This window comes from Ectobacillus funiculus (genome assembly GCF_004138295.1).
Classification (GTDB): domain Bacteria; phylum Bacillota; class Bacilli; order Bacillales; family Bacillaceae_G; genus Ectobacillus; species Ectobacillus funiculus.
In genome coordinates, this window is sequence record NZ_SCFM01000015.1 from 15,048 (window position 1) to 28,183 (window position 13,136).

Below are 13,136 nucleotides of genomic sequence, written 5' to 3' on the forward strand. Positions count from 1 at the left end.
AGTTTCTTATTTTTTGTGTACTTGCTTTTTTTTTATTGTTTCTAATATTTTTCGGGGGACTGAATGATGATAGTGGAACAACATATAGTCTGCAAGACAATATCGCTCCCGAGGTGGCGCGCTGGGATTCTGTAGTCCGGGAGTATGTGAAAATGGAGGGTGTAGATGAGAAGTATGTTCCGGTATTGCTTGCTGTTATTACGCAAGAGAGCGGGGGCACGGCAGCAGATGTGATGCAGAGCAGTGAATCTGCAGGACTGCCTCCAGGAGCAATTACGGACCCAGCGGCGAGCATTCATCAGGGTGTTATTCATTGGAAACGAATGCTGAATGTCGCAGCGGCGCTAGGCATCACCGATTTACCGACCATTGTTCAAAGCTACAACTATGGACCCGGTTGGTTGTATTATATCAATACTTACGGCAAGGTAGGAACAGAAGCGTTGCGAAAGCAATTTGCGAGGGAACACGCAAAAACAGCCAGCTGCGGCTGGCGAAGCCCATATTGCTACGGAGATTATACGTATTCGCAAAAGGTCATGAATTATTGGAGTCGTCTGGCTGAGCCGAAGCTGACTGGTGGAGACGCTTTGTTTCAACAGGTTATGACCGAAGCGCTGAAATTTGAGGGATGGCCCTATCAGTGGGGAGGAGAAACCCCGAATACAAGCTTTGACTGCAGCGGTTTGACGAAATGGGCCTTTGCTGCCGCGGGCATTCGTCTGCCGCGCACAGCCCAGGAGCAGTATCAGTATACAAAGAGGATAAGTGAACAGGAATTAAGGCCAGGTGATCTTGTCTTCTTCACAGGAACGAGTGATCATGCATTTATTAGCCATGTTGGTATTTATGTCGGGGACGGTAAAATGTATAACAGCAATAGCAGTGGCGTGCAATATAGCGATTTAACAGCACCCGCATGGCGCAGCAAAATTTATGGGTACGGACGAGTACTTGCGGAGGGAAAACAGTGAGGCTGCTCAAATCTTTGTTTTTTCTATCTCTTATTCTCATGATTGGCATCGTCTGGCTGTTTGCTCTGTACTTAAATAGTCTTGCAGAGCGCGATGAGGCAAGGAGTCACCTGCAAGAAACAAAGCAAACCATAGGGCAGGAAACAGATACGGCACTGCTTAAGACGGTGGAAGGTTTTTGTAGGGAGCTTTACGGACCGCAGCCGGATCGTGCTCGCATTGCGAGCTATACAACACCACGAGGTAAATCTGTATTTTTGCCTCCTGAGGGAAAAGAGGCGAAATCAAATATACAGATTCAAATGAAGATTCATAGCATCTCCGTATATTCCGGTGTTGTCAAAGAAAAGCAGGTCGAAGTCATTGCAGCTGTGAACCGGACAACGACAATTAATGGGATTGCAGCTACGAGCACGAGTTATGTCAGGCTCGAACTTGTAAAGAAGAATACATGGCTTGTTGATACAGGAGTAATCATTGGTGAAACGCCGTCTAAATAAAATAGCATCATATCGGGCACAGCACCATAAGGGAGGAACGCGGCATGTTTAAAAGTCCGATTGAGTATTTGAATGAGCTGATTTATAATCTTATGAATGAGATTGCGAACGCCGCCTTCGATTGGCTGAAAATCTATTTGTTTGCTCCTACGAATTTAGAAAAGTATAAATATGTGTCAGAAGCGTACGACATTATATTCGCTCTGTCGGTCACGCTAGGCGGTGCTTTTTTTGTTTATAACATGTTTAAGCTTATCGTTGAGAAAATAGGCGGCTACCAGCAGCGGCGTATGCAGGAGGTAATTGTTCGCATGATCCTAGGCGGAACGCTTGCTGTGCTTGCTCCATTTCTGCTCAAGGATGTCCTTCTTCCCATTAATAATGCCATTGTACAAATATTTTTGGATAAGGGCTTACAAGTTGAAACGTTTGCTACTTTTATCGTTGTGCCGGGGGCGACGACAGCGGTGTTAATCGCTGGCTTTGCAATGGCGCTGCTGTTTCTTCTTCTTGCCATCCAATATATTATTCGAACAGCGGAGCTTCTCATTATCTTAATTATGAGTCCGCTTGCTGCTTGGTCAATTATGAATGAAGATTTAAACATTTGGAGCATTTGGTGGCGTGAAGCGATTTCCATTGTATTTACACAAAGCTTTCAAATCATGGTCATTTGGCTCGCATTTAATAATATCGGGGATGCGAAAGGGCTGCAGGACTTTATTGTCGGATTCGGATTTCTGGCATTTTGCTTGATGAGCCCGACGTTTTTACGGAAATTTTTGTACTCGACAGGAGCCGGGCGAACCGCGGCAGGGCTTGCAGGCGGGGCAGGGAAATCTGTGTTGTTCCGCTATGTCACGCAAAAGTTTGTGGGATAATTGAGGGGATTGAGAGGCCAGCGTGTGATGCGCTGCCTTTTTGGTTTTGTAGCATACGGTTGACTTACGTGTAAAACTTGCGGAAAATAGGTATGTAATGTATCGTCTATTTGGGCGAAAGATAAGGAAGAGGGATTAAGATGAGACACGCAGATTTAGAATATTTACATATGTGCCAACACGTTTTAGATAAGGGAACGAAGAAGGAAGACCGGACTGGAACTGGGACGTATTCCATTTTTGGTTACCAAATGCGGTTTGATTTATCACAAGGCTTTCCGCTATTAACGACAAAGCGTATCCCATTTCGTTTAATTGTCAGTGAACTGCTTTGGTTTATCAAAGGGGATACAAATATTCGTTACTTGCTACAGCATAATAACAATATCTGGAATGAATGGGCCTTCAAAAAATGGGTGGAAAGCAGCGAGTACAGCGGACCGGATATGACTAATTTTGGGTTGCGTTCTCAACAGGATGAGGCATTTCATCTTCAATACGAAGAGCAGCTGGAGCTATTCAAAGCTAAAATTCTAACAGATGATGAATTTTCCCAAAAGTACGGACATTTAGGAGATGTGTACGGAAAGCAATGGCGAGCGTGGAAAACGTCAACAGATGAAACAATTGACCAGCTTAAAGATGTAATCGAAATGATCAAAGCAAACCCGGATTCCCGCCGCTTAATCGTATCCGCTTGGTCACCTGAGGATGTACCGACGATGGCGCTTCCGCCGTGTCATACACTGTTTCAGTTTTATGTAGCCGACGGGAAGCTTTCCTGTCAGCTGTATCAACGAAGCGGAGATATTTTCTTAGGTATTCCATTTAATATTGCCAGCTATGCACTGCTTACACATTTAGTTGCACACGAATGCAACCTGGAAGTAGGCGAATTTATACACACAATTGGCGATGCGCATATTTACACAAACCATTTGGAGCAAATCAAAACGCAATTAGAGCGCGAGCCGCGAGCCCTTCCGCAATTAAAGTTAAATGCGAATGTTAAATCTGTCTTTGATTTTGATGTGGAGGATATTGAAATCATTGATTATAACCCGCATCCGGCAATTAAAGCTCCAGTTGCAGTTTAATGTTAAATATACTGAAAAGCACCCTTGTCGTGATGAGGGTGCTTTTGTTCTTTAAAAAACAAGAAATATACATACCGTTTAGACTAAGCTTTTGAGAAATCCTATTGACATTTTTTTATAGGCTTGTGCAAAACGCTGAATCGATATTTAGTCGAGGAAAGATTGTCTAGTGTATTTCTTAAAACCAGGGAGCTGCATGGAAGGGAAGTAAGAATAAATTCCTTTGTTTGAAGAGGAAAAAGATTTCCTAATAACGAGTAAAGGAACCTCTATAGCCTATTACTACTACCTATCATTTGTAATTGTTTCTCCGTACCGTACTCTAAACAGGTCATCTCTAAAAACTATCCGGGTTGCTCAATATGTCATATATATGGAATCTATGCTTGCTGATTAGAAAAAATATAATTGGTTATTCTTCTGGCCTGGGACCAGCATCCATACCAGAGTTTTCTACCGTCATGATGGGGCGAACCGTAATATCTCCATTGACACGAAGTTGACAGGATAAGCGTAGATGATCTTCAATAATTCCTTTTTCCGAAAATGCATTTTTTTCTACGCGTGTTAAATCACAAAATTCACCCGATAATACTTCTACTCTACAAGTTGTGCATCTTGCCTTTCCACCGCAACGATGAAGGATATGTACGCCATTATCTTCTAATGCTAATACTAACTTTTTTCCATTCTCAACTTCAAAAGTTCCTTGTTTTGAAACAGTTACTTTAGGCATTTCGTTACCCCCTTAATATGAAAGGATGACAGTTAGGATTCCTTAATATAGTTATCCCCTTTTGAGTTTTATAAACATGAAATTGATATGTTTATCAGCGGTTGGGGGAATAAGGACTCCACTTTACTAAATTGTTTAAAAATAAGAGAGGGTTCAAAAAACAGCGGCATGTATTCCCTTGTTGAACACCCTCTTCTTATAAGCTCAAAAAATGACCGCTAAAATTCTGGTTAGAATGTTGTTTTAGTGTAAAGATTGGGTGGTAATAACCGGATAAAGTTTCCCGTTTAAGGCAAAGGAAATTTTTTGTGTTTCCTCAGAAACAACCAGTGCAAGAGCATCACTTTGCTCTGTTACTCCTAGTGCAGCACGATGTCTTGTCCCTAGTTTCCTTTCTCCCACATCTTTTGTCGTTAAGGGAAGAACATTCCCCGCTGAAACAATTTTATTTCCTCGAATTAAAACAGCACCGTCATGAAGCGGATTCCCAGGATAAAAAATAGACTCCAATAAGGTAGAAGTTACAGTTGCTCCTACTATTGTTCCTTTTTGAATGATGGCATCAAGTGGGTTCAGACGTTCGACGACAATTAAAGCACCATGATGCTGTTTTGATAAATGTTGAACACAGATAGACAGGTCTTTGTAGGTATCAGTAAAAGCTGATAAATAACAATTTAAATAAAAAGATGCAGCCATAGATTCAATATATAACAAATTTTTCTTAATCCCTTCAAGGTTACCTAATACACAATAATCTTCGTTCTCTAATATATTTAAATTCTGTTGTAATTCGTGGATAAGTTGTTGTATATGTTCCGCTACTTTTTGTTTCATAGGTGAAAAATCGCAATCAGCGCCATTCACGTGTAAATCCCCCTTCCCACTTTATAATCTGAGTAGTTGTTATATGAATCGACCTTTATATCCTGCAAGAATGCTGTTGAACATTAAATTCCTCAAGTAATATCTCCTCTGTTTGAGACATAGAGGTGCCTAAATGCCAGCATCCCATTCCCCCTACAAGTGCTAAAGATAGTATCGGCAAAGCGTTCGATCAATATGAATTAGGAAATAAAACCAGAAAATAACTGAGATTTGAATGGTTGCAATCAATATGAAGAAAAAAATTATCAAACAAATGTAATTGTTAAAAAGGACACATCTGAAAAACAAATTTTGTGTAGCGCACAGGAACAAATTAAGAAACAATGGTTACAGTAACAAATAAAATGTGATATATCTTCAGGTCTTTTAATGAAAGGAGCAAAGGGAGTTGAATGAAAAGAAAGAAGTTGGAGAAAAAGCTGTAGATTATGTGAAAGAAGGAATGGTGGTTGGACTTGGAACTGGGTCTACTGTATTTTATACCATCTCTAAGCTTGGAAAATTAGTTCAACAAGGACTTTCTATTAAAGGAATCCCTACTTCGAAACAAACGGAAAAATTGGCAATAGAAGTAGGCATCCCACTTGTTTCGTTTCATGAAATTAACCAAATTGATGTGGCTATCGATGGTGCAGACGAAGTAAGTCGCGATTTAGATCTCATTAAAGGAGGCGGAGGTGCCCTTTTAAGAGAGAAAATAATCGCGAAAGCAGCTAAAACTTTTATAGTAGTAGCTGACCCACACAAAATGGTGGATAAATTAGGATCATTTCCACTACCAGTAGAAGTGGTGCCTTTTGGATTTGAAATGACAATGAAATATCTGCAAGAGCTCGGTGGCAGTCCACAGTTACGACAAAAAGATGGGATTCCTTTTCGAACAGATAACGATAACTATATTTTTGACTGCAGCTTTCCAGAGATTACATCCCCTGAAGATCTAGAGAAGGACTTGAATCTAATACCAGGTGTTGTCGATAATGGATTATTTATTGGAATGGCTGACAAAGTTATTACCTTGAATGGGGGTAAGAACATTAGCATCAATGTGCGAAAATGAAATGGGTAAGGAGAGGAACAATGTAGTCAGCTTTATTTTAAGTGGCGCAGGTAAGCAATATTGTTAACTTCTGCACTGTTACAAATCTTAAATGTATCGATAATGACTTTCAATTATAAGGAGGACTGAAAAGTGGAATCAATGACTTTTGTCTTATTTGGAGCAACAGGGGATTTAGCTAAGCGGAAAATTTTCCCTGCCCTATATAACTTATATGTAGACCAAAAGCTTCCTGAGCGAATATCCATTATTGGGCTTGGAAGACGCCAATTATCTCATTTGGATTTTCAAGAAAAAGTAAAAGAATCAATATTAACCTTTTCACGCCGTTTAGAACACAATGCTTCAGAAATGGGAGGATTTCTAGATGCCTTTCGCTATAGTGCATTAGATGTAACCAATTCAGAAGATTATCAAAAATTGCTGCAAGTAGTGAAACAAAGAGAAAATGAGTTGGAAATAAAGGAAAACAGAATGTTTTATCTTTCGGTTTCTCCTGAGTTTTTTGACATCATTGCTTTAAACATTAAGGAAAGTGGCCTTGGTAGAACGGATGGTTGGAAGCGCCTGATGATTGAGAAACCATTTGGCCATGATCTTCAGTCTGCCCGGGAACTCAATGATAAACTTAGTCGAGCGTTTGAAGAAGAGGAAATATATCGTATTGACCATTACCTAGGCAAACCAATGGTCCAAAACCTTGAAGCTCTTGAATTTGCAAATCCTGTTCTTCAGTCGATTTGGAATCAAGAGCATATCGCTAATGTACAAATAACTGCTAGTGAAACCGTTGGGGTCGAAGAAAGGGCAGGATATTACGATCAAGCAGGAGCTATTAGGGATATGGTCCAAAACCATATGTTACAAATGCTAATGATGACTGCAATGCATCTGCCCGAAAAGATTAATGCATCTGAAATTCGAAATGAAAAACGAAAAGTAATGGAAGCTCTACGCACAGTGAAAAAAGAAGAGGTTCAATCCCATATTATTCGTGGCCAATACATTTCGGGAGAGATTAATGACCAGTCAGTTGCAGGGTATAAAGAGGAGCCTGGAGTGAATTCTTCTTCTAAAACTGATACCTTTGTCGCTGCGCGTTTATGGATTGATAATCCGTTTTGGGCTAAGGTTCCCTTCTATATACGGACAGGAAAAAGAATGAAGGAAAAATCTACTCGTATTGTAATCGAATTTAAGAATACATTAAAACTGCATTACAAAGATAATGATCAAAAAGTAGAACCTAATTTATTAATAATTGAAATCAGTCCAGGTGAAAATGTCTCACTACAATTAAATAGCAAGAACCCATTGAAAAACGGAAAAATCGAACCTGTTCGCATTAATTTCTCTTGTGAGCAAACAGGAGTTGGAGTGCCTGAAGCTTATGAAAGGCTCATTTATGATGCTTTAATTGGAGACTCTACATTCTTTGCACATTGGAAGGAAGTTGAATTGTCATGGGAATGGGTACAGCCCATCCTTGAAGCATTTGAGGAGGATCTGTTGCCTCTTTATGAATATCAGTCAGGTTCATATGGTCCAGACGCTGCTAATTCCCTATTGTTAGAAAATGGATTTAAATGGTGGTTGGATGAAAAAATTGAGAGCAAAGATAAGACACTTTAAAAAATAAAGATGTTTAGGAGGGGTATGACTATGACGCAAAATATTGATAACTTAGCAGTTAATACCATTCGAACTTTATCTATTGATGCCATCAACGCGGCAAATTCAGGTCATCCAGGTCTCCCAATGGGGGCTGCACCAATGGCCTATGCATTATGGGCGAAGCATTTAAATCACAATCCTGCAAATCCGGCATGGTTTAACCGTGATCGATTTGTTTTATCTGCGGGACATGGATCCAGTTTGTTATACAGCCTCCTTCACCTAGCCGGATATAATGTCACGATTGATGACTTGAAAAACTTCAGAAAATTAAACAGCAAAACACCAGGGCATCCTGAATTTGGCCATACTCCTGGCGTAGAAGCAACAACGGGTCCATTAGGGCAAGGGATTGCAAACGCTGTTGGAATGGCAATGGCGGAAGCTCATTTAGCAGCAAAGTTTAATCAAGAAGGGCACCCTGTTATTGATCACTATACGTATGCTTTAGTCGGTGACGGCGATTTAATGGAAGGGATTTCCTATGAGGCGATGTCAATGGCTGGACATATGAAGTTCGGTAAGCTAATTGTGTTGTATGATTCAAATGATATCTCCCTTGATGGTGAATTAAACGTATCTTTTTCCGAAGATATCAGAAAAAGAGCGGAATCTGTCCACTGGCACTATGTAAGAGTAGAGGATGGTAACGACGTTGAAGCCATTTCAAAGGCAATTGAATTAGCAAAACAAAATGTCGACAAACCAAGTATCATTGAAATTAGAACGATTATCGGTTACGGAAGCCCTAAGGTAGCAGGAACGAATAAAGCACATGGCGCACCACTTGGAGCAGAAGAAGGAAAAGTAACCAAAGAAGCCTATAACTGGCTGTATGAAGAGGATTTTTATGTTCCAGAAGAAGTAAAAGCGCACTTTGGACAATTAAAACGTAAGGGAATGGATACTGAACAAAACTGGATGAAATTATTTCAATCTTATAAGCAATCCTTCCCAGAATTAGCAGAACAATTAACCAATGCTATTGATGGAAAAGTTCGCATAGATGCGAAAGAGATACTAACCTTTGATGCTGGAAAATCTGTATCAACGCGTGTTGCCAGCGGGGAAGCAATCAATTATTTTGTAAATAAAATTCCAGCGATTTTTGGCGGCAGTGCAGACCTGTCACATTCTACAATGACCGAAATTAAAGGGGAACAAATTTACGCAGTCGAATCTTACAGTGCACGCAATGTCTACTTCGGTGTACGTGAGCATGCGATGGGGGCTGCAGCAAACGGGATAGCTTATCATGGAGGATTAAAGCCTTTTGTAAGTACATTCTTTGTATTCAATGACTATCTACGTCCATCAATCCGTTTGGCAGCATTATCAAAACTTCCGGTTATCTATGTATTTACACATGATTCAATTGCCGTAGGTGAAGATGGTCCTACACATGAGCCAGTTGAACATTTAGCTGCTCTTCGCTCGATACCTGGGCTGACCGTTATAAGACCAACTGACGCAAATGAAACGGCAAGTGCCTGGGCATATGCTCTTCAGCAAACAGAAGGTCCAGTAGCATTAATATTAAGCCGTCAAAATTTACCGGTATTTAACGAAACAAAAGCAAATGTGGATAATATTTCTAAAGGAGCTTATGTACTAACTGAAACAAATTCAACACCAGACGTAATATTAATTGCTACAGGTTCTGAAGTCTCATTAGCTGCAAGTGCCAAAACAGAACTAGAAAAAGAAAATATATCTGTTCGGATAGTTGCGATGCCAAGCTGGGAATTGTTTGGCCAGCAATCAGCAGCCTATAAAGAAGCCGTTCTACCTTCTTCTATTTCAAAACGTGTTGCGATTGAAATGGGTATCTCATTGGGATGGGAACGCTTTGTTGGATTTGAAGGAAAAGTATTATCTATTGAGACATTTGGTGCTTCAGGAGATGGTGCTGCGGTTATGAAACAGTTTGGATTCACGACTGAAAATGTTGTTCAGTTCACGAAAAGCGTTTTAAATCATAAATAATCTTAAGTAGCACTTCGGGTCAAGGAAAATGGACTGTCGAAACCGCTCTAGATCTTCAAACTGCTACTCCAGTTATTGCTATGTCTTTATTAATGCGTTATCGTTCTCTGGAGCAAGACACCTTTACAGGAAAAGTTGTAGCTGCATTAAGAAATGAGTTTGGTGGACATGCTGTCGAAAAGAAATAAAATAAACTCATTTTAGTTTGAAAATGGAGGAGAAGTAATATGAAATTTTTCATTGACACTACAAATGTAGAGTGGATTAAAAAATCTTATTGATCAACTAGGAGTTGAAGCATATAAAAAGAATATGTTTGAACCACTTGGTAAACCAGGCTGTGACGTTGAAAAAGCTGAATTACTCAAACGTATTGCTAAATAAAATAAGTAGACTAAAAACACCCTTATTAAATAAAAATAAGGGTGTTCAGATTGTCCAAAAATTTCATTTTCAAATTATAAATCCATATAAAGTAGAATTCCTGTATAACTGTTTCTTCTAACTTACAAAAACACGCTATATTTACGCAACATAAAGAAGTAGCTAATCTATATGATTTGGAAAGGTGGAATTAAGTATGGATATGTATGTATTGCTGGTTACATTGGTCGCAATTGTGATTGTCGTTTTGGGCGTATCGTGGTGGAAATGGCATGCGTTTATTAGTTTAACCGTTGCGAGTTTGTTCTTAGCAATTATGACCGGATTATCACTGGATAAAATCGTTAGTGCCTATGAAACTGGGGTTGGAAATGTTCTAGGTCACTTAGTTGGAATATTGGCGTTAGGTACGATTTTAGGAAAGATGATGGCAGAATCTGGCGCTGGAATGCAAGTGGCAAATTTCTTCGTTCGATTCTTTGGTGTCAAGAAATTACCATGGGCTATGCTACTGTCTGGTTTTATTATCGGAATCCCGGTGTTTTTTGAAGTTGGCATTTTAATCTTATTACCTTTAGTAATCTCAATTCATAAAACAACCAAACAAAATATTTTATTAATCGCTTTACCTGCGATTACTGGCCTATCGGTAGTACATGGTCTTGTACCGCCGCATCCAGGGGCAATGGCCGCAATAGGGATCTACAAGGCTAATCTTGGAAAAGTGCTTCTCTACTCACTTATCATTGCGTTGCCTGCAGCCATCATCGCAGGTCCAATGTTTGCAAAGTGGATTCATAAACGTGTGCTTCCTGAAGGAGAGCCAGAGTTGATTCGTATTAATACCGCGGTGAAGAATTTACCGGGAACAGGCATTTCATTCTTTGTTATTTTATTGCCTGTATTATTAATGCTATTATCAGCTAGTGCACTATATATGTCACTGCCTGATAGCCTGATGAAAGTCTTAACGTTAATTGGCAGTCCTGTCGTTGCCCTTTTGATTGCTAGTTTTACGGCATTCTACTTTCTTGGACTTCGTAATGGCATGGATAAACAAGCTATTAAAAAATTTACAGAAGAAAGCCTGTTGCCAGTTGGTTCAATCCTTGCAATCATAGGAGCCGGCGGCGGATTTAAGCAAATTCTTATCGATAGTGGTGTAGGGACAACCATTGCTCAAATGTCCGAACATTTATCCCTATCTCCGCTTGTTTTGGCGTTTTTGATAGCTGGATTAATTCGCATTGCAACAGGTTCCGCGACGGTTGCCTTAACAACAGCAGCTGGTATCGTTTCACCAGTTGTCCAACAAATGTCGGGTGTGAATCTGGAATTGCTTGTTATCGCGACAGGTGCGGGATCATTGATGTTCTCACATGTAAACGATGCTGGATTCTGGATGGTAAAAGAATACCTGGGATTATCCGTGAAAGAAACCTTTAAAACATGGACAGTGTTGGAAACAATACTTTCATTTGTTGCCTTTGGCGGTGTTTTATTGCTTAATTTGTTTGTTTAAAAATTTTACCCTTATCTATTTGGATAATTTTACGTTTCATATAAATCATTTTTTTCCGAACGCTAGTAGTAACAAAATCTTATTTGTAAGGGGTTTGATTTATATGGAACGATCCTTATTAAGAATATTGACTGTTGCTTGTATTGCATCAACGCCATTCATTTTTAAGCGTAAAAACTTACTAATGGATTTGATAATATTCTTCTCAAAAGGTGTATTATCAACCTGTATTGATTCTTATTGTATAAAGACTAAAAAACTAAAATATCCAGTGAGACCATTTCCAAAGGTATTTGACACAAATATTTTGTACGACTTATTAATGTTTCCTCTTCTCAGCATTGTATGGGTCCGATGGACGTACAATGCGAATTTAAAAACAACGCTTCTAAGAAGTTTGTGGTTTAGCGTTCCAATGTCAATCGCTCAAATGATAATGGAAAAAACGACAAAGCTGTTTAGTTGGAAATCTTGGTCGGTATGGCATACTTTTGCATCAATTAATTTCACGTTATTCACAATTAGAGGAGCGGTCTGGTTGTTACGAATATTTACTGAACAAAATAAATCAGCGAATATAAATGTGAACCATCAAGAGGATAAGGAAAAAACTTTTGGACACATTCTTCCATTTAAGGGGACGTCCTCAAATTATGTTGAATTAGAAAATTCTTATCAATAATCAGTCTGAGTTGCTACGGAAGAGCAAAGTCAAAGAGGTAAGGGAAGGATTATAGAAATTGACCATTATAATTTAGTTAGTGATTGGTACTTTAGAATATCTTATGGAAGGTATTTTAAAAATTGCAGATTAAATATTTTAAAATAATATTAAAAGGAAATAAATTGCCCCCAAAACGAGCAAACAAAGCAGTTTACTCGTTTTGAGGGTGTTTTTCTTTTTTGCTTGATGGGCCTCTGGCGAGATCTCTAATTTGACTTAATAACCTTTTCATATTTTTTCACCAATCTATCAGATTTTGCTGAAAGAGTACCCCTACTTCAATTTCTTGAAGGGGATGAGCCCAGAAATAAGGAGGGTACTGAAAAAGTCCACTTAAAGAGAAAAATAAGCTGACTATCCACTATATGTAGATGGTCAACTAGTTTTTATTTTGTATATATTGATGGGGATTTCTTTATTTGCCGAAAGCACATACTTTTTCAGTGGCCTCGAAATAAGTAGGGGGTGAATTTCAGCTTTGCGAAGCAAAAAATTCTTTCATCGTGTACTGGAATTTGTTAAAATGTAATCAGAACATACGATCGTTTATTATCTTGGAAAAAGACGAGGTGAAGAGAATGTTCATCAACAAAGCGTATAAGTTTCGTTTATATCCAAATATAGAACAAGAAGTGCTAATTGCGAAAACAATTGGTTGCAGTCGTTTTGTCTTCAATCGCTTCCTTTCTTTGTGGAACGAGACATATCAA

Annotated in this window: 13 protein-coding genes and 2 pseudogenes; 13 read left to right on the top strand and 2 right to left on the bottom strand. The window is 39.1% G+C overall.

Translation table 11 applies throughout. The features are described from left to right. Nucleotides 1-35: 35 nt before the first annotated feature. From EP737_RS12180 to EP737_RS12195, 4 genes are all read left to right on the top strand, one after another. A complete protein-coding gene (locus EP737_RS12180; protein WP_205650929.1) occupies nt 36-974 on the top strand; it encodes a bifunctional lytic transglycosylase/C40 family peptidase in 939 nt (312 codons plus the stop codon). Next, entirely contained in the window at nt 971-1,474 is a 504-nt protein-coding gene (locus EP737_RS12185) for a hypothetical protein (RefSeq protein ID WP_129728257.1), read from the top strand. Before EP737_RS12180 ends, EP737_RS12185 begins: the two co-directional genes overlap by 4 nt. 44 nt (nt 1,475-1,518) lie before the next feature. Next, nucleotides 1,519-2,355: a conjugal transfer protein TrbL family protein gene (locus tag EP737_RS12190; protein WP_129728258.1), complete on the top strand. Its 837-nt coding sequence runs from the start codon at nt 1,519-1,521 to the stop codon at nt 2,353-2,355. A 140-nt stretch (nt 2,356-2,495) separates the two neighbouring features. Further along, nucleotides 2,496-3,452 (top strand): thymidylate synthase, encoded by a 957-nt coding sequence (locus tag EP737_RS12195; protein ID WP_129728259.1) that lies wholly within the window; start codon nt 2,496-2,498, stop codon nt 3,450-3,452. A 412-nt stretch (nt 3,453-3,864) separates the two neighbouring features. On the opposite strand, the gene EP737_RS12200 is transcribed toward EP737_RS12195, so the two are convergent. Both EP737_RS12200 and cdaS read right to left on the bottom strand, forming a co-directional pair. Next, nucleotides 3,865-4,188, bottom strand: coding sequence for a 2Fe-2S iron-sulfur cluster-binding protein (locus EP737_RS12200; protein ID WP_129728260.1), 324 nt, complete (start codon nt 4,186-4,188; stop codon nt 3,865-3,867). A gap of 243 nt (nt 4,189-4,431) precedes the next feature. Continuing rightward, entirely contained in the window at nt 4,432-5,055 is a 624-nt protein-coding gene (cdaS, locus tag EP737_RS12205) for a sporulation-specific diadenylate cyclase CdaS (protein WP_129728261.1), read from the bottom strand. Between the two features lie 231 nt (nt 5,056-5,286). Between cdaS and EP737_RS12210 the strand changes: the two genes are divergently transcribed. The 9 genes and pseudogenes from EP737_RS12210 to EP737_RS12250 form a co-directional block, all read left to right on the top strand. Further along, a complete protein-coding gene (locus EP737_RS12210) occupies nt 5,287-5,412 on the top strand; it encodes a BA3454 family stress response protein (protein WP_129728262.1) in 126 nt (41 codons plus the stop codon). 52 nt (nt 5,413-5,464) lie between these two features. Then, nucleotides 5,465-6,136, top strand: a complete 672-nt coding sequence (rpiA, locus tag EP737_RS12215) for a ribose-5-phosphate isomerase RpiA (RefSeq protein WP_129728263.1) — start codon at nt 5,465-5,467, stop codon at nt 6,134-6,136. A gap of 132 nt (nt 6,137-6,268) precedes the next feature. Then, complete coding sequence (gene zwf / locus EP737_RS12220; protein ID WP_129728264.1) at nt 6,269-7,768, top strand: glucose-6-phosphate dehydrogenase; 1,500 nt, start codon at nt 6,269-6,271, stop codon at nt 7,766-7,768. Between the two features lie 30 nt (nt 7,769-7,798). Further along, nucleotides 7,799-9,796, top strand: a complete 1,998-nt coding sequence (gene tkt, locus EP737_RS12225) for a transketolase (RefSeq protein ID WP_129728265.1) — start codon at nt 7,799-7,801, stop codon at nt 9,794-9,796. 11 nt (nt 9,797-9,807) lie between these two features. Further along, nucleotides 9,808-9,984, top strand: a pseudogene (locus EP737_RS12230) (phosphogluconate dehydrogenase (NAD(+)-dependent, decarboxylating)); the annotation flags it as partial. Between the two features lie 82 nt (nt 9,985-10,066). After that, nucleotides 10,067-10,180, top strand: a pseudogene (locus EP737_RS26260) (glucose-6-phosphate isomerase); the annotation flags it as partial. Nucleotides 10,181-10,376: 196 nt separating this feature from the next. Beyond that, nucleotides 10,377-11,702: a GntT/GntP/DsdX family permease gene (locus tag EP737_RS12240; protein ID WP_129728266.1), complete on the top strand. Its 1,326-nt coding sequence runs from the start codon at nt 10,377-10,379 to the stop codon at nt 11,700-11,702. A gap of 103 nt (nt 11,703-11,805) precedes the next feature. Beyond that, on the top strand, nt 11,806-12,384 hold the full coding sequence (locus EP737_RS12245) for a CBO0543 family protein (RefSeq protein ID WP_246040242.1): 579 nt from the start codon (nt 11,806-11,808) through the stop codon (nt 12,382-12,384). Between the two features lie 620 nt (nt 12,385-13,004). Then, a partial coding sequence (locus EP737_RS12250; RefSeq protein WP_165350774.1) for a helix-turn-helix domain-containing protein occupies nt 13,005-13,136 on the top strand: 132 nt, incomplete at its 3' end.

Coding starts and splice junctions, on each gene's coding strand:
- EP737_RS12200 (WP_129728260.1), bottom strand. CDS start 4,188: ATGCCTAAAGTAACTGTTTCAAAACAAGGAACTTTTGAAGTTGAGAAT.
- tkt (WP_129728265.1), top strand. CDS start 7,799: ATGACGCAAAATATTGATAACTTAGCAGTTAATACCATTCGAACTTTA.
- EP737_RS12190 (WP_129728258.1), top strand. CDS start 1,519: ATGTTTAAAAGTCCGATTGAGTATTTGAATGAGCTGATTTATAATCTT.
- EP737_RS12245 (WP_246040242.1), top strand. CDS start 11,806: ATGGAACGATCCTTATTAAGAATATTGACTGTTGCTTGTATTGCATCA.
- EP737_RS12240 (WP_129728266.1), top strand. CDS start 10,377: ATGGATATGTATGTATTGCTGGTTACATTGGTCGCAATTGTGATTGTC.
- EP737_RS12195 (WP_129728259.1), top strand. CDS start 2,496: ATGAGACACGCAGATTTAGAATATTTACATATGTGCCAACACGTTTTA.